Annotated in this window: 17 protein-coding genes and 3 tRNA genes; 6 read left to right on the top strand and 14 right to left on the bottom strand. The window is 55.4% G+C overall.

Annotation, left to right across the window (positions count from 1 at the left end):
* Positions 1–25 precede the first annotated feature (25 nt).
* On the top strand, positions 26–433 hold the full coding sequence (locus UF64_RS02530; protein WP_044827045.1) for a hypothetical protein: 408 nt from the start codon (positions 26–28) through the stop codon (positions 431–433).
* 140 nt (positions 434–573) lie between these two features.
* On the opposite strand, the gene UF64_RS02525 is transcribed toward UF64_RS02530, so the two are convergent.
* The 7 genes from UF64_RS02525 to UF64_RS02495 form a co-directional block, all read right to left on the bottom strand.
* Positions 574–1974, bottom strand: coding sequence for an aspartate aminotransferase family protein (locus UF64_RS02525; RefSeq protein WP_044827044.1), 1401 nt, complete (start codon positions 1972–1974; stop codon positions 574–576).
* Between the two features lie 43 nt (positions 1975–2017).
* Positions 2018–3505, bottom strand: coding sequence for an NAD-dependent succinate-semialdehyde dehydrogenase (locus tag UF64_RS02520; RefSeq protein WP_044827043.1), 1488 nt, complete (start codon positions 3503–3505; stop codon positions 2018–2020).
* Positions 3506–3686: 181 nt separating this feature from the next.
* The gene (locus tag UF64_RS02515) at positions 3687–3932 is read right to left on the bottom strand and encodes a hypothetical protein (RefSeq protein ID WP_044827042.1); all 246 of its coding nucleotides are present in this window, start codon (positions 3930–3932) and stop codon (positions 3687–3689) included.
* Between the two features lie 73 nt (positions 3933–4005).
* On the bottom strand, positions 4006–7233 hold the full coding sequence (locus UF64_RS02510) for an ABC transporter transmembrane domain-containing protein (protein WP_044827041.1): 3228 nt from the start codon (positions 7231–7233) through the stop codon (positions 4006–4008).
* 93 nt (positions 7234–7326) lie between these two features.
* Positions 7327–8106 (bottom strand): MBL fold metallo-hydrolase, encoded by a 780-nt coding sequence (locus UF64_RS02505; protein ID WP_044827040.1) that lies wholly within the window; start codon positions 8104–8106, stop codon positions 7327–7329.
* Between the two features lie 114 nt (positions 8107–8220).
* A complete protein-coding gene (locus UF64_RS02500; RefSeq protein WP_044827039.1) occupies positions 8221–9057 on the bottom strand; it encodes an ion transporter in 837 nt (278 codons plus the stop codon).
* 126 nt (positions 9058–9183) lie between these two features.
* Entirely contained in the window at positions 9184–10140 is a 957-nt protein-coding gene (locus tag UF64_RS02495; protein WP_044827038.1) for an acetyl-CoA carboxylase carboxyltransferase subunit alpha, read from the bottom strand.
* 158 nt (positions 10141–10298) lie between these two features.
* On the opposite strand from UF64_RS02495, the gene UF64_RS02490 reads away from it, so the two are divergent.
* Positions 10299–10793 (top strand): N-acetyltransferase, encoded by a 495-nt coding sequence (locus UF64_RS02490; RefSeq protein WP_044827037.1) that lies wholly within the window; start codon positions 10299–10301, stop codon positions 10791–10793.
* A gap of 63 nt (positions 10794–10856) precedes the next feature.
* On the opposite strand, the gene UF64_RS02485 is transcribed toward UF64_RS02490, so the two are convergent.
* Positions 10857–11843: a CoA ester lyase gene (locus UF64_RS02485; protein WP_044827036.1), complete on the bottom strand. Its 987-nt coding sequence runs from the start codon at positions 11841–11843 to the stop codon at positions 10857–10859.
* Positions 11844–12507: 664 nt separating this feature from the next.
* On the opposite strand from UF64_RS02485, the gene UF64_RS02480 reads away from it, so the two are divergent.
* Positions 12508–13668, top strand: coding sequence for a diguanylate cyclase (locus tag UF64_RS02480; RefSeq protein WP_044827035.1), 1161 nt, complete (start codon positions 12508–12510; stop codon positions 13666–13668).
* 6 nt (positions 13669–13674) lie between these two features.
* Here the strand turns inward: UF64_RS02480 and UF64_RS02475 are convergent, their stop codons facing one another.
* From UF64_RS02475 to UF64_RS02465, 3 genes are all read right to left on the bottom strand, one after another.
* Positions 13675–14196, bottom strand: coding sequence for a glycine cleavage system protein R (locus tag UF64_RS02475; protein WP_044827034.1), 522 nt, complete (start codon positions 14194–14196; stop codon positions 13675–13677).
* A 185-nt stretch (positions 14197–14381) separates the two neighbouring features.
* A tRNA-Arg gene (locus tag UF64_RS02470) sits at positions 14382–14458 on the bottom strand.
* A gap of 54 nt (positions 14459–14512) precedes the next feature.
* A tRNA-Arg gene (locus UF64_RS02465) sits at positions 14513–14589 on the bottom strand.
* Positions 14590–14926: 337 nt separating this feature from the next.
* Between UF64_RS02465 and UF64_RS02460 the strand changes: the two genes are divergently transcribed.
* A complete protein-coding gene (locus UF64_RS02460; RefSeq protein ID WP_044827033.1) occupies positions 14927–16048 on the top strand; it encodes a hypothetical protein in 1122 nt (373 codons plus the stop codon).
* Positions 16049–16182: 134 nt separating this feature from the next.
* Positions 16183–16494 (top strand): DUF4169 family protein, encoded by a 312-nt coding sequence (locus UF64_RS02455; protein ID WP_044827032.1) that lies wholly within the window; start codon positions 16183–16185, stop codon positions 16492–16494.
* A 318-nt stretch (positions 16495–16812) separates the two neighbouring features.
* Here the strand turns inward: UF64_RS02455 and UF64_RS02450 are convergent, their stop codons facing one another.
* The 3 genes from UF64_RS02450 to lipB form a co-directional block, all read right to left on the bottom strand.
* Positions 16813–17352, bottom strand: a complete 540-nt coding sequence (locus tag UF64_RS02450) for a hypothetical protein (RefSeq protein ID WP_235284936.1) — start codon at positions 17350–17352, stop codon at positions 16813–16815.
* A gap of 321 nt (positions 17353–17673) precedes the next feature.
* Positions 17674–18702 carry a diguanylate cyclase gene (locus UF64_RS02445; protein WP_235284935.1) on the bottom strand — a complete coding sequence of 343 codons (1029 nt, stop codon included), beginning with the start codon at positions 18700–18702 and terminating at the stop codon, positions 17674–17676.
* Positions 18703–18723: 21 nt separating this feature from the next.
* A complete protein-coding gene (gene lipB / locus UF64_RS02440; RefSeq protein ID WP_044827030.1) occupies positions 18724–19374 on the bottom strand; it encodes a lipoyl(octanoyl) transferase LipB in 651 nt (216 codons plus the stop codon).
* 117 nt (positions 19375–19491) lie between these two features.
* Here lipB and UF64_RS02435 point away from each other — a divergent pair.
* A tRNA-Leu gene (locus UF64_RS02435) sits at positions 19492–19578 on the top strand.
* The last annotated feature ends 291 nt before the right edge of the window (positions 19579–19869 follow it).

Genomic DNA, 19869 nt, shown 5'->3' with positions numbered 1-19869 from the left:
GAAACTGACGTGAAAGGATCTGGCTGTGAATATTTTCAACTTGCTTCAGGGGCTGCGCGATGCCCTTTTTCCGGCAATCATGTTTGCTTTGCTGTTGCTCGGCTCTGTTGTGACCTCGCCAAAAGCGGAAGTTTATCAGGGAGACGGGCGTGCCCCATTATCTTTGCTCAAGCAAACCGCTTCTGACGGCAAGATCACCGTCATTGACGTGCTGAAAGGATCGGCAGATCAGGACGTGGTTAAAGGTGCAACTAACCCAGGAGGAGAGCAGGGCAACAGCTATGATCTTGTCTTAGCCAATGGCGACGCGTGGCAAAAAGACAGTGATGGTGAGTTTGTCGTCGTGAAGGTTCTCTATATGGGATCCGTACAGAAAACATGCTCTGTCTATGCCGTTAAGGACGGTAGTGCCTATAAAACTAAGTGTCAGTAATCCTTGCTGTATTGGGGTGCAATGCAGCCGGGTGACACAATAAAACAGGGGCCGGTCATGGGCCCGGCCCCTGTGAACCGCCTGCGTCGGGAAGAAGGTATGACGCTGGCGGCAATATTTAACTGTGAGGTCAGGCTAGCTTATTTGCCAGCAGCGACTTCGTCGGCAACCGCATCAACAGCCTGTTTGGCAATGTCGATGACCTTGTCGACCTCGGCCTTGGTGATGCAAAGTGGCGGTGCAAAGCCAAGGATGTCACCATGCGGCATGGCGCGCGCAATCATGCCACGCTCAAGGCAGGCTGCGGAAACGCGCGGACCGATTTTCGCATTCGGATCGAAACGTTCCTTCTTGGTTTTGTCTGCGACAAACTCAAGTGCTGCCATCAGGCCAACGCCGCGGGCTTCGCCAACTAGCGGATGGTTGTCAAAGGTTTCATGCATCCGTTTCTGGAAGTAGCCACCGGTTTCTGCCGAGTTTCCGGTCAGATTTTCGCCATCAACGATATCGAGGTTTGCGTTGGCTGCTGCGGCGCAAACAGGGTGCGCTGAATAGGTCCAGCCATGGCCGATCGGGCCCATCTGATCTGAACCTTGTTCAAGAACTTTCCAGACGCGTTCGCCGATGATCACACCCGAAAGCGGCAGGTAGCCCGACGAGACACCTTTGGCGATCGTGATCAGGTCTGGCTTGATGCCGTAGTGCTGGGAACCGAAATAGGATCCGGTACGGCCAAAGGCGGTGACAACTTCGTCGGCAACCAGAAGAACATCATATTTGTTCAGAACCGCCTGGATGGCTTCCCAGTAGCCTTCCGGCGGGGTGATGATGCCGCCCGTACCCATGACCGGCTCGCCAATAAAGGCAGCAACGGTTTCCGGACCTTCGCGGAGGATCATTTTTTCCAGATCATCGGCACAGCGTTTGGCGAATTCTGCTTCGGTTTCGCCGGCCTCTGCATTCCAGTAATGGTGCGGGCAGGTGGTGTGCAGAACCGGACTGCGCGGCAGATCAAATGCGTTATGGAAGGCAGCAAGGCCAGTCAGGCTGCCGGTCATGATGCCCGAGCCGTGATAACCACGCCAACGCGAGATAATTTTCTTTTTCTGCGGCAGGCCGCGGATGTTGTTGTAGTACCAGATCAGCTTGATGTTGGTTTCGTTCGCATCCGAACCGGACATGCCGTAATAGACGCGCTGCATGCCTTCGGGTGCACTTTTGACGATACGATCGGACAGGCGAATGATCGCTTCGTTACTGTGACCAACATAGGTGTGGTAATAGGCCAGTTCCTTTGCCTGCGCATAGATCGCATCGGCAATTTCGGTACGGCCATAACCAATGTTGACGCAATAGAGGCCAGCAAACGCATCGAGGCTTTCCTTGCCTTCGGTGTCGTGGATATAGATGCCTTTACCGCCATTGATGATGCGGTTGGGGGTTTCACCCGCTGCGTGCTGACGCATGTGGGTCGAGGGGTGCATGAAATGCGCCCGATCCATTTCCTGAAGATCGGCTGTGGTGTTTTTGATGACATTCATTTTAATTCTCCCATGTGAATGCGGTTGATGCCTTTTGCGCGCTTTACGCTTTGTAAGCAGCGCAGACGTATTTCAGTTCGGTAAATTCTTCGAGGCCATGGCGCGATCCTTCGCGACCCAGACCGGATTGTTTCACACCGCCAAACGGGATCGGTGCACCGGTGATTTTCACGCAGTTCAGTGCGACCATGCCGTATTCAAGGGCGTTGGAAACGCGTGCGGCGCGGTCATAATCCTTGGTCATCAGGTAGGCAGCCAGACCATATTCGCTGTCATTGGCCTTGGTGACGACTTCGTCCTCGGTGTCAAAGGCCATGACCGGGGCGACCGGGCCGAATGTTTCTTCGCGGTAGATCTGCATGTCGTCCGTGACATCGGCCAGAAGGGTCGGGGCATAGAACAACCCGCCCATTTTCTTGCCGCCGGTCAAAACGCGAGCGCCCTTGGCGCGGGCATCTGCGACATGGTCTTCGCATTTGGCAACGGCACGGTCATGCATCAGCGGACCGATTTCGACATATTCCTCGATACCGTTGCCGACCCGCAATTCTGCGATGGCCTTGGCATATTTATCAAGGAAGTCGTCATAAATATCGCGCTGAACAAAGATGCGGTTGGCTGCCAGGCAGTCCTGCCCGCTGGTGGCGAATTTGGCATTCACCGCATGGGCAACCGCCTCGTCGAGATCGACGTCATCAAAGACGATGAACGGCGCATGACCACCCAGTTCCATCGACATTTTCTTGATCGTCTGCGCGCCCTGCGACAGCAGAAGACGGCCAACCTCGGTCGAACCGGTAAAGGACAATGCGCGAACTTCGGTATTGCCGCAAAGCTCGCCAACAACCGGGTTCGGATCACCGGTCACGATGTTAAACACGCCAGCCGGAATACCCGCACGCTCGGCCAGTTCAGCCAATGCGGTGGCCGAGAACGGCGTTTCGGTTGCCGGGCGGACAATCATGGAGCAACCAGCGGCAAGTGCAGCCGCAGCCTTGCGCGTGATCATCGCACACGGGAAGTTCCACGGCGTGACCGCAGCGGTGACGCCAATCGGTTCGCGCTTGACGGTCATGTTACGGCCGGGCAGGTGGGATGTGATGTTTTCGACATTCACCCGTTTGGCTTCTTCGGCGTAAAAATCGATGAAGCTTGCCGCATAGTCGATTTCACCGCGGGCTTCATTGATCGGCTTGCCCTGTTCAAGGGTCATCAGAAGGGCCAAGTCTTCCTTGTTTTCGATCAGAAGATCATGCCAGCGACGCAGTGCGGCGCCACGTTCCTGCGGCAGAAGGGCGGCCCATGCCGGGAAGGCTTCCTTGGCGCTGGCGATGGCCTTGCGGGTTTCGGAAACACCCATGTTCGGAACGGTGCCGATGAAGCTGCCGTCAAACGGGTTGGTGACTTCGATCACCTGAAGATTATCAGCCGAACACCAGCGGCCATCAATATAGGCATGTTCGCGCAGCAAACGCAGATCGGAAAGCTGGCTTAGCGATACGCAACGCTGTTCCTTTGATTGTGCCGTCATGGGGGCCTCCTTCCTTGGGCCTCGCGCGGGTTGCGCAAAGCGTGTCATGTGAACTGGAAGGAAGGTATCAATACCGGCTCAGAGGAGGTGTCCGAACTCCATGCCATTTGATGCGTTTTTTTTGGCAAGTAGTGGCAAAAAACGAATGTTTTTTCTGCCAGCGGTCAAAACCCGCAGAAAATCAGTCTTCTGCGCGATCAAGATATTTGCGCATTTCGCGTTTCTGGCGGCGTTTTTCGATGACGGTGCGGATGATGATGACCGTAAAGAACAGTACAACGACGCTGGTCGACATCGGGAAGGCGACCGGGATGCCAATGACAAAGACAAGCGCACCAATGACACTGCCGCCGACAAGGGCGATAAAGCCGCCCAGCATGACAATGGCAAGCAGTCCGGCAAGCAGGATGGAGGCGATTTTGTTCATCAGGCGCAGTTCATAAGGTAAGGCAAGGGCGGAAGGACGGAGCAGCCATGATGATGGTGCCCCGTCCAGATCGTTATTTATTGTCGTTATTGCGGTTGGTCAGCTGTTTGGTGGTCTGATCAAGCCGTTCGGCAAGAACACGGATCAGCTGGTTGGAGACCGCCTGGTCCTGTCGGACAAGACCAAGGAATTCGGCCTTGTCGAGTTTCAGGACCGTCATGTCCTCGACCGCACGGATGGTTGCCGAACGCGGTGCGTCGACCAGAAGCGCAATCTCGCCAATGACTTCCTTGGCATGGACGTCACGCAGTTTGAGCGTCTGGTGTTCATCGGTGGTCAGCCAGATTTCACCGCGCCCGGAAATGACGATAAAGGCCGCATCGCCCGGATCCCCCTGTTTGACGAGAACCTCGCCATGTTTGAAGGTCAGGCGCGGGCTGGTAAAGGCCAGCAGCTTGACGACACTGGGGTCGAGCCCGGCAAACAACGGAATGGTGCGTAGCAACCGGACTTCCTGATCGATGTCGCCACTTGCCAGTGCGGCTGCATCGTCTTCGCCGTCATCTGTGGTGGTTTCGCTGTCATCGGCCATGCTGCGGCGTTTGACCAGCTTGCCATTCGACATATGCAAAAGTGTGTCGAACTTTTCGCCGGCGTGATCATCGTCATCGACCCAGATCAGACTGGTATGATCGCTTTCACCGGTCAGATAGTTGATGATGCTTTCGCGGGTTTCGCGATCAAGTGCCGACAGTCCTTCATCGACCACAAGAAGATCCGGGTTCTTGATCAGTGCACGGACAAGGGCGATTTTCTGACGCAATGTCTGGGACATGCGACTACCGCCGACACCGACCTGACTTTCAAGGCCGAGTGCCACAAGCCCCTCGTAAAGTCCGCCTTCGTGGGCAATCTCAAACAGGACCTCGCCCACGCGTTCCTCAGAATTTGCACGGCCATAGGCAAAGCGACCAAACAGCAAGTTATCAAGGATCGGTGCGGCCGGGGCATAGCCATCGGCCTCGAAGAAGTCGATATAGCCTGCCAGTTCTTTGGGCAGGTTTGCGCGCACCTTGGGGCGGGCCTTCAGCACGAGGTCACGGAAATCGTCATCAATCACGCGCAGACGATGTCGGGCCGGGGTCAGATGCATGGCAACATCAAGAAGACGCAGCTGGTCTTCCTTGCGCATGTCATCGACCGCGACGCCTTCGGTCCGGCGCAGGATGTTTTTGACTTCGGGCATTTCATCGGCCGAGACAAAGCTGTATCGGTCAAAGAACTCATGCCCCGGGGGCAGGCCGGTAAACAGTTCGATCATCAGATCAAGCGTTTCACGGCCCATCTTGACCATCTTGTCGTACAGGCCGCTGTCGCGCAGGCTTTTCTGAATATAGGGATGCGACAGGAAATCAAACCGCTTGAATTCCGTGCGCGACGGTGTCCCGAACATGATGTTCACGCCGACCGGCGCGTTATCATTGTACTTTTCGAAATCATAGGGCTCGACAAGGTCAGACAACTGCCGTTCTGCAAGGATTTCCTTAAGACGCGGGCGCACGGTCAGAACCGACTGGACCAGTTCCGGGCGTTCTTCCGGGCTGATGCGGCGCAAAAGACCGATACGGTAAATGTCTCGATCAAGACCGACGACCTCAAGCAGGCGCATCAGTTCCTTTTGCAGGTCTTCGCGCGATGCAAAGCCCGGCCCGACATAATCAATCCACTCGGCCGACGGATCATAGGGGATATTCCCCGACATCTTGATCTCGTCATACATCTCGCGGGTCAGTTTCCACGGCAATTCGGCAGGATCGGCAAGTTCGATCACATCGACGAATTTTGGATCCGGAAAATGTTTTACCGCTTCGTGTTCCGCATTGGCGGGAACGACGTCTTTGCCGGTTGCGGTTTCTGATGGTGCCTCGTTATCGTTATCCTGTTCGAGCAGGACCGGACGATGTTTCAGGCCATAGAACAGGTTATCGGATATGCTGCCGTTAAACAGATAGGCATCGGCCCCGACATAGGCCAAACGTTGCCCGACGACTGCCGAGGGAAGGGTTGTGGCATCGAAATCGGCGAACTGGATCCGCCCGGTCGTCGGGTCAAGAATATGAGCAAGCAGGCGTGCAAGTTGCGATTTGCCGCTGTCAGAGGCCCCGGTCAAAAGGGCATTGCCCGGCAATTCCATGTTAAACGAAACGTTTTCGACAACGCGGGTGCCATCCTCGTCAGTCCATGACAGGGCACTGACATCAAGCGGGCCTTTCAATTTCGGTGAAAGCGGCGCAATAAGCTGGTGCTCGGGGGACAGATCAGGCAGCTCGAACTGTTCGTGCAACTGTTCGTACTTGATGTTGGCGTCTGCAAGGCGCTGATAATACGCAAGAAGCTCTTTCCAGGGTGCCGACATGTCCTTATAGGCGGCAAGAGCCGCGACAAGTGCCCCGAAGCTCAGATCACCGGTAATCACAAGATAGCCACCGATCGAGTAGAAGAAGAACGGTGTGATCTGGGCGATGAAGTTATTCAGGAACTTGATAAAGAACTTCCGGAAATAGATTTCCTTGCGGATCTCGAAAATCCGGCCAAGCCGCTGTGTGAAGTGGGTAAGCTCGAAGCCCTGCGTTTCATTGGCACGAATGTCTGTGGCACCGCCAACAGTTTCACCGATATGTTCGGACATGCGGCGCACGTTTTGTACGCGCTGTTTGCCAAGCAAATTGACACGACGCTGCAGCTTCGGAATCAGGTAGGCCTGTAACGGATAGAATGCGACTGCCGCCATCCCCATCAGAGGGTCCTGAATAAAGATAAAGGCCGAAATCGTGATCAGGATGCCGCCCTGATAAAGTGGTAGGGCATAAGCCTCGCCAAAGAAGCCACCCAGCGGTTCGGCTTCGGCGGTGATCATGGAAACGATTTCGCCCTGACTTGTCTTGCGGAAATGCGGCAGCGGGAAACGCAGGACGCGATCATAAAGCTCGTAACGCATGCGACGCAGCATCCGTTCGGCCATTACGCCCTGATAGACGTTGATGAAATATTTGAAGCCGCCATTCACAAACACAAGCGACAGGAAAATCGCCGAAAGTGCGAACAGATATTCGATCTGGTTGAGGTCAATACCCATGATGTCATAGGGCGACCCGGCACCACCGATGGCTTCGTTGACGATCTGTTTGGGCAGATCAAGCGAGTAATACAGGAACGGGAAAGAGGCCAGCGTGATCAGTGTGAGAATGATCTGCTGGAGGCGGCTATGACGCCAGATATAGGCAAAAACCGATTTTGGCATTCGCACGTCCCGTTTTGTGGATCTGGAACATTTTTGTCCCGTTTGCTCGTTTTATTGTTTGGGTAGTGTGCAGATTATGCGCCGGATGTCCGATCAACCAAGATCAAAACTTTGTTCCGGCTCAATGAATCCGCAAAATCCGTCTGCCACGGCGTCGGGCTTGTCATATGCCTGATAGTGATACAGCCACATCTTTGCCTTTACGTCGTCGGGCAGGGTCAAAAGTTCGTCGTAATGTGCATGCACCCCGGAATGACGGGGGCCAAGTTCGCAATCCTGAAAGATGATATCCGCCTTTTTGTAGAACGGCATATGGTCTTGTGGATTGAAAATCGCATCCGTGCTGAGGAAAAAGGACTTGTTCTTGCCGTGCCCGAACAGCGCATAGGAAAACATCGTGCTTTCCGGGGTGACGACATGGGGTACGGGGATGACATCGAAATGCATGCCGTTCCAGTCAAATCCGTCCTTGGTGGTCAGCGGTACCACATCGAAATAGGATGACAGCTTGCTGTTGCCATGGTCGCTGGTTTCAAGCCCGCCGCGCAGCGAATGTTCCCAAAGCGGGTCGAGCAGTTCATTGACAGCAAACAGTTCGACGCGATGGCCTTCGAAGACAAAGTAATTGGCCAGCGCCATCCATTCCAGACCACCGATATGGTCCGAATGCAGATGGCTGATATAAACGCCATGAAAGTCGTTTGGCATATAACCAAGATTGCGCAGCGAATGGCGCGCGTCCGAACCACAGTCAATCAGCAGGCGCTGTGGCTGGTCATTGCCCGACGGGGTCGTTTCCAGAACCATGTTGCTCTGAAAATTGTCGGCGGCCATACAAAAGGCCGAGCCTGTCCCCGCAAACGTTAGTCTCATTCCCCGATCTCCCGATATTTTGTCGAAAGATTAGACGAGGTTCGGGGCGTTTAACCACCCCCTTTTATAAGGAAAGTTCCAAATTTTGCAGGCAAGCCAATCCTGACCGGTCGATCAGGTGGTTTCTTTTGACCCGTTTTCGTCTGACGGTGTGGTGCCTGATTGCGGGTTCTGTGCTGCGGCCAGTTTGCTCATTTCTGCCCGAAGTGCGCGGAGTTCCGTCATGATTTCGCGGTGATCAAGTTCGATGACATCGCGTGTCTGGGTTTCTTCAACGTCAACATGGGTCGACATCGCATCCACCACGATTGCGATAAACAGGTTGAGCACCGCAAAGGTCGTAATCAGGATGAATGGCACGAAGAACATCCATGCCAACGGATAAGACTCCATCACCGGACGGACGATCCCCATCGACCAGCTTTCCAGCGTCATGATCTGGAACAGGGAATAAAGCGACGCGCCAATATTGCCAAACCAGTCGGGGAAACCCTGCCCGAACAGTTTGGTCGCCATCACGGCTGAGACATAAAACACCAGCGACAGCAGGGTCAGAACCGAAATCATGCCGGGAATGGCGCGCATCAGCGCTTCGACAACCTTGCGCATGGAAGGCACGGTTGAAATCAGGCGGAAGGCACGCAGGATACGCAGCGCACGCAGGACCGAAACCCCTTGGCCCGCAGGCAGCAGGGTGATGGCAACAATCGTGAAATCAAAGATATTCCAGGCGCGCTTGAAAAAGGCCAACCGGTAGACAACCAGTTTCATCAGAAGTTCGACGACAAAGATCGCAACGGCGATCTGATCAAGCGCATGCAGGAGCGTACCCGCAGCATCCATCACGGTCGGGGATGTTTCAAGCCCGAGGATGACGGCATTCAGCGCGATGACGGCGGTGATGAAATTCTGAAAACGGCTGGATTCAACGATCCGGCGAAGAAAGTTCATGATGCCTCCCGACCAAGTCGGAAAAGGGCGCTTCATTGTGCCGGATGTCACCGACGGACAGACTGCGCCGGAAAATAACAACAGGGCGCAGCATCGCTTTCGATGGTCTGCGCCCTGAATGGAAAATCAGTTCAGGCCTTTGCGGCCCATTTCAAGGAACTTGTCACGACGGCGGGCCTTGAGAACACCACCTTCGACATCGTCCATGCTTTCAAGGGCCTTGATGATCGCATTGCCAACCCGTTTGCAGGCTTCCTTGGCATTGCGCTGTGCACCGCCAAGCGGCTCGGGCACGATTTCATCAATGACGCCAAGCTGTAAAAGATCCTGTGCGGTCAGACGCAGCGCCTCGGCAGCTGTTTTGGCTTCATCGCCCGAACGCCACAGAATGGATGCACAGCCTTCCGGCGAAATCACCGAATAGATCGAGTTTTCAAGCATCAGTACCGAGTTTGCGACCGCAAGCGCAATCGCACCACCCGATCCGCCTTCGCCAATGATCACGGAGACCAGCGGTACCTTGATATCAAGGCAGGCTTCGATCGACCGTGCGATGGCTTCGGACTGGCCGCGTGCCTCGGCATCGGCACCCGGGAAGGCACCGGCGGTATCAACAAGGGTGACAACCGGAATGTTGAATCGTTCGGCCATGCGCATCAGGCGGATCGCCTTGCGATAACCTTCTGGACGGGCGGAACCGAAATTGTGTTTCACGCGGGTTTCGGTATCGCGGCCTTTTTCATGGCCAATCACCATCACCGTGCGGCCCTGCAAACGACCGAAACCACCGATGATTGCGGCGTCTTCGCCAAACTGGCGGTCACCGGAAAGCGGGGTGAAATCGTCAAACAGGTTGGCGATATAGTCGGTGAAATGCGGACGATCCGGATGGCGCGCCACCTGGGTTTTCTGCCAGGGGGTCAGCTTGCCATAGGTGCCCTGCAAAAGCTTGGTCAGCTTTTCCTGCAGGCGCGAGACTTCGTCTGCGATGTTGACTTCGTCATTGCCCGTCAGGTGACGGAGCTCTTCGATCTTGCCTTCAAGTTCGGCGATCGGCTTTTCAAAATCGAGGAAGTTATGCATCAGTGCATCATATCCGACTGGGAAACAATGGGGCGGAACATAGTATATCGACCCGCTACGTCAAGGGCGGAGCTAAGAGCAGTCCATATTTTCCGTTTACGTAAGAATTATGGCGTAGTGTTCACACATCACACCCGACAGTTTGCACGTGGAACCCCATGACGTCCAGTATCGAGATCACACTCATCGAAACCGCCGATGAAGTTTCGTTTGAGAGGCTTGTTGAAATTCTGCTTGCCGCCTTTGCCTTTCAGGACGGCATCGTTGATCCGCCAAGCTCGGCCAAATCGGTTTCGGTTTCCGAACTGCAATGGCGTTTCGCCCGCGACACGCTGTTTGTCGCCCGCGATGCCATGGGCAATGTCATCGGCCAAATCTGGATCGAGGATGTCGGCAAGGATGCCTATCTTTACAAGCTTTCGGTCGATCCGGCGCTAATGGGATCGGGTACAGGCAAGGCATTGGTCGAGGCAGCCTGCGCTTTTGCGCGAGATCGCGGTAAACAGAATATGCGCCTTCATGTGCGGATCGAGCTTGAAGACAATATCGCCTTCTTTAAATCGCGCGGCTTTGAAATTGCCGGCGAAGGTGTTCATGAGGGCTATGACAGAACGACCTTCTGGAAGATGGCGCGCAACCTTTTGCCTGCCTGAACAGAAAAGGGGCGCAGTTGTAATCTGCGCCCCTGCTAACCCGTCTTGGATCGGTTTGGAAAATCAGCCCGCGTCGCGTGCGGCGATGGCTTCGGCCTGGCGGACCATGACTTCGGCCTGTTTGATCGATGCGATATCAATCAGGCGACCATCAAGGGCGACGGCACCGGCACCCTCGGCCTGGGCCTTTTCCATGGCTTCGAGGATGCGTTTGGCCTTGGTGACTTCTTCTTCCGACGGTGAATAGACCTCGTTCGAAAGAGCGATCTGGCTTGGGTGAATGGCCCATTTGCCCTCACAACCCAGCACCATGGCGCGGGCTGCCTGTGCGCGGTAGCCATCAGGATCGGAGAAATCGCCAAACGGACCGTCAATCGGGCGCAGGCCATTGGCGCGTGCCGCGACCACCATGCGGGCGATGGCATAATGCCACATATCACCCCAGTGATAGTCACGCGGATTGTCGCCATCCTTGTCGGTCAAAACGCCGTAATGCGGGTTCGGGCCGCCAATACCAGTCGTCATTGCCTTGGTCGAGGCGGCGTAATCGGCCACACCGAAATGCAGGCTTTCATTGCGCGGGGAAGCCGCGGCAATTTCGTGGATGTTTTGCATGCCAAGGGCGGTTTCAATGATCAGTTCAAACCCGATGCGTTTTTTGCGGCCCTTGGCCGTTTCGATCTGGGTTGCCATCATATCAAGGGCGTAAACGTCGGCCGCCGTTCCGACCTTCGGGATCATGATCAGATCCAGTCGATCACCGGCCTGTTCAAGAACTTCGACAACGTCCCGATACATATAATGGGTATCAAGGCCATTGATGCGGACTGAGAGAACCTTGTCACCCCAATCGATGTCATTGATGGCGGCGATGATGTTCTTGCGTGCCTGTTCCTTGTCGCTGGGCGCAACGGCGTCTTCCAGATCAAGGAAAATGGCATCGGCCTTGGATTTTGCGGCCTTTTCAAACAGTTCGATCCGGCTGCCGGGAACAGCAAGTTCGGACCGATTCAGACGTGCCGGGGCCGGGGTCGGTGTGGTGAAGCTCATGGTAACGTTTCTCCAGAACCTGTCATTTCAATCAGTGCGTCGCAGGCGACGGATCATCAAGGGATCATCGCGCGAAGCATGTGGCGTATTATTGCGTCCCGTTTTCGGGATCGTACCGTGGCCGCCGTGACAGTTATGTGGTCTGCGAACATTGTGCGTCGCAGTAATCCTGTGGCTAATTTATGGTGCGGATGCGAATGGTGGCAAGTCTTAAAACGGGTATCGTTCTAGTGCTTTCGACGCAGACGCGTGGAACGGCATGGCTACTTAGGGTCAGAACTCATTCAGATAACTGACCCGGCAACTGATATGAGAGAAAAAGCTAGGAAAATGCCGAAGAGCGGGGTGATCCCCGGTCAAGGAATTTGACGACGAGGCTTTCTCTCATATCAGTTGTCCTTCGGATCACCCGGATTTGCACGGGCTATTTTGTCGCAAAATCTTGAAAGATATAGATCTTCCTGTGGTTTTGCTCCGCATATCCGCACAAATCCGGGAGACCGGGACAATTATGTGAATGAGTTCTGACCCTAAGAAAAACTCGAGATAAGCCGGATAAAGCAATAGCCCCTTAACCGGACTGTCGTTAGATTACCGACGATATCGGGAGCGCCGCCAACCGCGCGCCCGAAAGACCCCATCAGCAGGTAGTATCAAACGGCCCATGCGTCGCGCTTATTCCATCGTTGTTTCTGCCGGTCTGGCGCCTGCGCTTATCATGGGGGCGTGCCTTGTGCTGGCCGTTTCACCGACGCTGGTGCCAGCTGAGCTGTCTGGGCTTGTGCGATACGGGCCGTTTTTGCTGGCGGTTCTGGGCGGGGCGATTGGCTGGTGGTTTAACCGCGGACGTGCGGTTTTCGTCATGCTGTTGTTGCTGATTTGTTATTGGCTTCTGGTTGGCAACGGGGCTGGTATTTCGGCGGAGGGGCTGGCGTTCCTTCGGATCGCGACACTTTATCTGATCCCGATCAATCTGCTTTTGCTGGGCTTTACCGCAGAACGTGGCGTTTTGAACCCGCGCGGCATTGCCCGGATGCTGGTTCTGGGGTTGCAGATATTTGTCATGCTGATGCTGGCGGGGCAGCCCGATGTCGGATCGGCCCTGCATCGTGTGCTTGATACGCGTTTTTTTGTCAGTACCGGCATTCTTGGGGCGATGCCTCATCCGGCAATGATCATTTCGGTTGTCGCGGTGGTGTTGCTTTTAATCCGACACAAGCCGCTTGAGACCAGCTTTGCCGCCGCGATCATTGCGATTGATGTGGCAACCGTGATGGGGGCCGGGGTTATTCAATATGGATATCTGGCGGCGACCGGTGTGGTTCTAGCGGGTCTGGCGCAGGAGGCCTGGCGGATGGCGTTTGTTGATGATCTGACCGGGTTGCCGGGCAGACGCGCGTTGGGGCATGCGATGGCCGAGCTTGGCAATCAATATGCGATTGCGATGCTGGACGTTGATCACTTCAAAAAGTTCAACGACACCTATGGCCATGATGTTGGCGATATCGTTTTAAAAAAGGTGGCGCGTGAGCTGGCCCGTGTTGGCGGGGGTGGCAAGGCATATCGATATGGCGGCGAGGAATTTGCCGTGCTGTTTGCCGGACGCACAGCAGAACGCGCGCAAGAACCACTTGATGCCCTGCGTCAGAGGATTGCGGATAACAAGATCACTCCGCCGGAAAAAAACAAATCCGTTTCGGTCACCATTTCGGTTGGTGTGTGCGAACGCGACGAAGATACCACCGACCCGTGGGCGGTGCTAAAAAGTGCCGACCAGAAGCTTTATCAGGCAAAGCAATCCGGCCGAAATCGGGTTGTGATTTAGCCGGGTCTAAAGCTCATCAAACTTGAAGACGAGGCGCATCGATCCTGCGGTATTGGCAAGGGTCGCAAGGCAGTTCGCAGCCCGTTCCGGTGGGATGGCAACGGCGAAGCGCAGGGTATAGATCCGGGCATCCTTTTCATCGGTTGCTGATGCCGCCAGACGGACGATATTGGCGTTATATTCGATGAAGATTTCTGACAGACGGGCAATCAGGCCCGGCTGATCAATCCCCGAGCATTCAATAAGATGGGTTGCATCCGGTGCGGTCTTGAGTTCCGGTGCGGCCGCGATCGCCTCAACCGTGATATCGGCATTTTCCAGGGACAGTTCCCGAAGGCCGGTTTCACATTCAGTGATTGGGCAGTCCTCGGGCAATTCGCAGCTGGTTTCGAATTTGGCGGTGCCGCCATTTAGTGCAAATGAAGTCGGGCCCAGATTGGCACCGATATCAAAAAGCCGCCCGGTGATGTCAGAGACCAGTCCAACGCGGTCATTGCACGACACTGTAATGCGGGTATTGGCTTTCATCGCGGCACTCCTTGGAACGTGTTCGTCTTTTTGTGGGGTAAACGTTCAGAAGCTTAGCACCCTGAAATCGATGTTCCCATGTCTTTTGGTTGTGCAGCACGTCAAGCGGTTGTGTGCGAGGACTTTTGGCGATGAACATGGCCGGAAACGAACAAAGACCCGACGGATAACGTCGGGCCTTTGACTGGCGCGCCCGGAAGGATTCGAACCTCCGGCCTTCTGATTCGTAGTCAGATGCTCTATCCAGCTGAGCTACGGGCGCTTTTACGCTTGTATAAATGGTAAAGGCCCGACGCGGTGACGTCGAGCCTTTCACTGGCGCGCCCGGAAGGATTCGAACCTCCGGCCTTCTGATTCGTAGTCAGATGCTCTATCCAGCTGAGCTACGGGCGCTTTGCCTTATTTTCCGGCGGTTTGCAAAGGACTGCTCCCCGTCGGCGGAGCGGAACTTATGCAAACGAGCATGTCATTGCAAGCAGTAAATTTGAATTTTTGCCATTTTTTCGTAAGGCGCGGTTTACCTGACTGCTACGGCCCTGTTTTGCCCGGCTTTGTCCGGTTTGAAGTGAATAAGGACAAGACTCGGCAAAAAAGGGGCAAATGCGTCTTGTTCCATAAGTGGTCGTAGACTAAGATGCTTTCAATCCCGGGGGAGCAGGGGCTTGTTTCACCTAGATAAAAAGGCAAGCCCAGGGAGATTCGCATATTTCTACTTAGGTAATAGATCGAAATGGCCGTTCGTAAAACCTACCTCGCCGTAATCGGCACCGCCCTGATGCTGGGGGGATGTTCTTTTTCTTCTGAGGCCCTTTGGCCGACACTTGCCGGAGAAGAGGAAACGACGCAGGAAAACGTCGTTGCTTCCCAACCGACCGGTGCGACTGCCACCACCAGCTATACCGCTGCTGCTAGCACGGAACCGCTGACCGGTGTGTCTCAGACCGGAACCTTTGTCGGTTCCAAAGTCGAGAACATGCAGCAGGAGCTCAACCGTCTTAAGGGCGCTCTGAACCAGCATAACAACGAATTGCAGCAGCTTCGTGCACAGACTGTCGCGCATTCGCAGGCCTATCATGGCACTGTGGCGGCGATCAGCGCACGTCTGCAGGTTGGCACGACCCCGGGCAACCCGGTTCTGGTGCAGCAGTGGAACACCGCACAGGGTGAACTCGATCGTGTGAACGACGATATCGCCGCGCTGAACTCGCTGGCCAACAAGGTTGCTGCCGACAGCACGCTGTCGACCTTCCTGCTTGAGTCGGTTCGTTCGGCCTATCAGGTTTCCGGTGCTGTTGACGAAGATCACCGTCAGCTGGCCCTTCTCGAAGACGAAACCAACCGCACCACGGTGCTGATTGACCGTCTTCTGAACGAAATCAGTGAAAGCCTTGCCCGTCAGACGTCTTATGTCAGCACCGAGCGCGCAAACCTCAATGCGCTGGCTCTGGCTGTCAAAAACGGCGAAATCTTCGGGGATTCCCTTTCCAAACGTGTTTTCCAGTCACAGGCTGCGCCGGCATCGTCCGGTCAGCGTATGGCTGCCGCACCGAGTGAGCGTCCGCTTGTCGTGATCCGTTTCGATACGGCCAGCGTCAAGTACGAGCAGGCGCTTTACAATGCGGTTAACCGTGTTCTGGAACGTCGCCCGCAGGCAAGCTTTGATGTGGTTGCGGTGACGCCGAATCGTGGTACCCCGGCGCAGGTTGCGCTGAACGCCAACAAATCCAAGCGTAACGCGCAGGCAGTTCTTCGGTCCCTGACCGATATGGGCATGCCGAGCTCGCGTGTGCGTGCTTCCGATGCCACCAGCGCATCTGTTTCGGCTAACGAGGTGCACGTTTTCGTGCGCTAGTCCTGCCGGACACCAACGGATTTTAAGAACGGCTAACGGGTGCTTCGGGTTTCGAAGCGCCCGTTTTTTATTTCGGGTTTTGGTTCCCTCAGACTGACCGGTCAGGACGGCCTGTCTGGCAACAGAAGTGTGATATGGGCGATCTCGTCAATCTGCGTCAGGCACGCAAACGAAAACAGCGCGATGAAAAGTCCCGCAAGGCCGATCAGAACCGGGCCCTGCATGGTCGCACGCGCGGTGAACGCCAGCTTTCCGATCACGAACGCAAGAATGCTGACAAGCAGCTTGATGGGCACAAGCGTGTTGATACCGCGGCACCAGGCGCGGATGAAGCTGCCGACGAAGTCGCATCAGTGGCGGGGAGCGATGATGACGCCAAGTCGCCCGACAATGCCAAAAACAATGTGATTTCGATCTTTGCGCCGGACCGTCCGTCCGAGACCTGATTTCCCAAACTATGTTGATGATGATCCTGCATTGAGCGCCACGCTGCAGCCATAACGCGCGTGGAGAGCCCTTGCGTTGGCAAAAAGGGCGGGCGGTTCTAGGTGTTGGGATCAGGGGGTAAGGGTTCGCTGTCCATGATTGTAGCCCAGTGACAATGGCTTGATGCCATCGTTGCGGGTCAAACGGACAGGCTTTGGCCGTTGCACAAGCGGGCACGGCAACACCGGCGGGGCCGGGTCTTCAAATCACAGCACCAAAGTTCATGTTTCGGTGCCGGTCGCATATCTTTTGCGCAAGGCCGATTGGCCGGGCGCGGATCAGTTCAGAAGCGTTTCGGCTTCGCGTTTGGACTGATCAAGGGCCTCGTCCCAACCCATCAACCAGTCTTCATGGTCACGAGAGTCAGAGGGATAGGGGTTTTCCGTCAGGCGGTGGGCTTCGATACCGGCCGAGAAACCGGAACCATAGGCCGAGTTCGGCAGATGGCGTTCCTGAACCACCGGGGCATGGGTTTCATAGATGCTGTTGCGGAAAGCAGGCAGGGAGCAGAGCACACCATCATCAATGCCAAGCGGGTAAGCCAGCATCATGGCGGTGCCAAGCGAGGTAATTGAAAGTTCGTCCCTGGCTGTCATGCGGATCAGGCCAGCCAACTCAAGATGGGCAATGGCGTTATCAATCCGGCGCTGCAGGTCAGGGCCATCTTCAACGGCAATCTGGTTGCCATAGTCATCAGTACAGAAAAGAGACAGGACACGGCGCAGCAACATGCTGCGATCAAGATTTGCTTCCGCACTGCGAAGCACGGTCAGCATCAAGGCGGGATCGCCAGGCGCGAAATCCATAGAACTGGACATTCATGGGCCTCCGTTCGGGTCTAAACGAATTCCCTCCCAAGTCGGCAGCGGTTTGATCTCTCTCGGCCTTGCACGAGGGGCAAAGCCCTGCTGCCTTTTTCTTATTATAGTTTGCAGATATGTTGCCAACTTGTGAAGACAAGATTTCGCTTATGCGGAATTTTTTGTTCTTCGCAGTGAACAAAAACACTTTGCGCGGCTAATAAACTGAAATCCCCCGACAGATTGAGGGTGTTGCGTCGCAATAAAACTCAGCGAAAATTTTTCATGATCGGGGGGCAAATTCCAGCGGTGTGGGAAATTTGGACGGTTGTGCGACGTTCAGGTCGCATCCTTGCCGGTTTTTGCCGCTGTGGCGGGTGTCTTGCCATCCGGATTGCGCCAGACGCGCACGCGGTTACGTCCGCCTTCCTTGGCCGCGTAAAGGGCCTTGTCGGCTTTTTCGATGATTTGCTCTGTCGTGCGGCTTTTGGTCATTGGGGCCGCGCCGATCGACGCCGTGACCGGCAGGATGGTGTCGTCGCTGACGGTAACCGGGGATGCCTCGATCACGCGGCGCAGACGTTCAAGCACGCGCGCGCATTGCTTCATATCGGCATTGGGCAGGCAGATCAGGAATTCCTCGCCGCCATAACGATAGACCTTGTCAAAGGGGCGCACATGCGACTGCAGGATGCCTGCAACCGTTTGCAGGACCATGTCGCCAGCCTGATGTCCATAGGTGTCGTTAACCGACTTGAAGTGATCAAGGTCAACCAAGGCGATGGCAGTGGGGACTTCGGTACGGATCGCACGTTCGCGTTCGGCGTTAAGATCGCCCATCATGGTTTGCCGGTTATATGTGCCCGTGAGCGGATCGACATCCGACCGTGCCGTGCGGAAGGCGCGTTCAACACGGCGCAACTGGGCAAAGAACGATTCTGCACGCAGCGCCATCATGTCAAACTCGGCCGAATCGACTTCGCCGTCGACTTCACGTGCGGATAAAAGCCGCTTTGCCGAATCGTGAAGTTGCTGATGGGTTGTCGCCAGCGCATGCATGGCGGGCTGGTCAATCAGCCGGTTATGGCGATTAAGCGCGTACCAGGCCCCGAAATCGCAATCATGATCGTCATCGTCCGCATCCGGATCGACTGGCGAATCCGGCAGGGCCAGTTTGCGATTCCAGCGCAGCAACAGGGCGATATGTTCGCCAAGTGCCTTTTCAAGTTCGGCAAGAATATCGCGTTCGGCATCGGCCATCCCGCCATCGGCAACACTTTCGGGCATCTTGTGGCTTTTGGATTTGCCTTTGGCAGGACCCGCTATGGGCGCTGGTTCTGCCTTGGCCGGTTGCGACTTGTCACTCATGCGGAACGCCCGGGACTGGTGTTACGAAAATATTTCGCCAAAGGTCTGTTTTAACAGGCGATCCAGTTCGGCCATAGGAATATCGACGCCAAGATCGCGCAGGCTGGTGACACCATGTTCGGAAATGCCACATGGCACGATCCCACCAAAATGTGACAGGTCCGGGGCGACATTGATCGCAATGCCGTGGAACGTCACCCAGCGACGCACACGAACGCCAATGGCGGCGATCTTGTCTTCGCGCCCGTCATCGCGCACGACCCAGATGCCCACACGGCCATCCCGGCGTTCGCCCTTGATGCCGAGTAACGCCAGGGTGCGAATCACCCATTCTTCAAGGTTATGGACATAGGCACGCACGTCGCGACCGCGATTCTTGAGGTCCAGCATCAGATAAACCGTCCGCTGACCCGGTCCGTGATAGGTATATTGCCCGCCACGGCCGGCGTCATAGACCGGAAAGCGATCCGGGTCGACAAGGTCTTCGGCATGCGCGCTGGTGCCTGCTGTATAAAGTGGCGGATGTTCAAGAAACCAAACAAGTTCATGGGCTTCGCCAGCATGAATCGCTTCGGCGCGGGCTTCCATTTCGGCAAGGGCTTCGGGGTAGGAAACCAACTCCGGGGTGGTGCGCCACTCGGGGTTTTGCGCGGTTGGGGCGTTGCTTTGCATTTTTCCTGTCAAATAAGTGAAATGAGCCCTTGATCAGGGGATACCAATTTGCTATCTCCCTTTCCGCACCAAGGCAAGCCCACTTAAATACCTCAAGGGCTTTGCTGCAAAACATATGCGGTCGTGGCGGAATTGGTAGACGCGCAGCGTTGAGGTCGCTGTGGGCTAACCCCCGTGGAAGTTCGAGTCTTCTCGACCGCACCATTATCTGGCCTCCCGGCCAATCGGGAAGGTCACGAAAAGAGCCCGCCAGAAATGGCGGGTTTTTTCGTTTCTGGACCTTCCCCATATATCCCCTACAATGGTTTGCATCCGACACAGAATCGGTCGGCAGGTTGCATGACGCGCTTGCGGCATAACCGATTGATTTATTGTGCGGTGCGGCGTTGAAAATTACGCAATGCAGCCCATTGGCAGAGAATGACACTGAGTGCTTCAATCGCGGGCCAAACTCATTTAGTCTACCGGTCCCGCTAGAGTGAATTATCAGGATTT

This window comes from Thalassospira sp. HJ, from assembly GCF_000948415.1.
Taxonomy (GTDB): Bacteria; Pseudomonadota; Alphaproteobacteria; order Rhodospirillales; family Thalassospiraceae; genus Thalassospira.
The sequence above is the reverse complement of the archived record's forward strand: the minus strand, read 5'-3'. Positions and strand labels throughout refer to the sequence as shown.

What these genes read in the sequence shown, in the direction of transcription:
- UF64_RS02525 (WP_044827044.1), bottom strand. Translation starts at nt 1,974, where the DNA reads ATGAATGTCATCAAAAACACCACAGCCGATCTTCAGGAAATGGATCGG.
- UF64_RS02520 (WP_044827043.1), bottom strand. Translation starts at nt 3,505, where the DNA reads ATGACGGCACAATCAAAGGAACAGCGTTGCGTATCGCTAAGCCAGCTT.
- UF64_RS02515 (WP_044827042.1), bottom strand. Translation starts at nt 3,932, where the DNA reads ATGAACAAAATCGCCTCCATCCTGCTTGCCGGACTGCTTGCCATTGTC.
- UF64_RS02510 (WP_044827041.1), bottom strand. Translation starts at nt 7,233, where the DNA reads ATGCCAAAATCGGTTTTTGCCTATATCTGGCGTCATAGCCGCCTCCAG.
- UF64_RS02505 (WP_044827040.1), bottom strand. Translation starts at nt 8,106, where the DNA reads ATGAGACTAACGTTTGCGGGGACAGGCTCGGCCTTTTGTATGGCCGCC.
- UF64_RS02500 (WP_044827039.1), bottom strand. Translation starts at nt 9,057, where the DNA reads ATGAACTTTCTTCGCCGGATCGTTGAATCCAGCCGTTTTCAGAATTTC.
- UF64_RS02495 (WP_044827038.1), bottom strand. Translation starts at nt 10,140, where the DNA reads ATGCATAACTTCCTCGATTTTGAAAAGCCGATCGCCGAACTTGAAGGC.
- UF64_RS02490 (WP_044827037.1), top strand. Translation starts at nt 10,299, where the DNA reads ATGACGTCCAGTATCGAGATCACACTCATCGAAACCGCCGATGAAGTT.
- UF64_RS02485 (WP_044827036.1), bottom strand. Translation starts at nt 11,843, where the DNA reads ATGAGCTTCACCACACCGACCCCGGCCCCGGCACGTCTGAATCGGTCC.
- UF64_RS02480 (WP_044827035.1), top strand. Translation starts at nt 12,508, where the DNA reads ATGCGTCGCGCTTATTCCATCGTTGTTTCTGCCGGTCTGGCGCCTGCG.
- UF64_RS02475 (WP_044827034.1), bottom strand. Translation starts at nt 14,196, where the DNA reads ATGAAAGCCAATACCCGCATTACAGTGTCGTGCAATGACCGCGTTGGA.
- UF64_RS02460 (WP_044827033.1), top strand. Translation starts at nt 14,927, where the DNA reads ATGGCCGTTCGTAAAACCTACCTCGCCGTAATCGGCACCGCCCTGATG.
- UF64_RS02455 (WP_044827032.1), top strand. Translation starts at nt 16,183, where the DNA reads ATGGGCGATCTCGTCAATCTGCGTCAGGCACGCAAACGAAAACAGCGC.
- UF64_RS02450 (WP_235284936.1), bottom strand. Translation starts at nt 17,352, where the DNA reads ATGTCCAGTTCTATGGATTTCGCGCCTGGCGATCCCGCCTTGATGCTG.
- UF64_RS02445 (WP_235284935.1), bottom strand. Translation starts at nt 18,702, where the DNA reads ATGAGTGACAAGTCGCAACCGGCCAAGGCAGAACCAGCGCCCATAGCG.
- lipB (WP_044827030.1), bottom strand. Translation starts at nt 19,374, where the DNA reads ATGCAAAGCAACGCCCCAACCGCGCAAAACCCCGAGTGGCGCACCACC.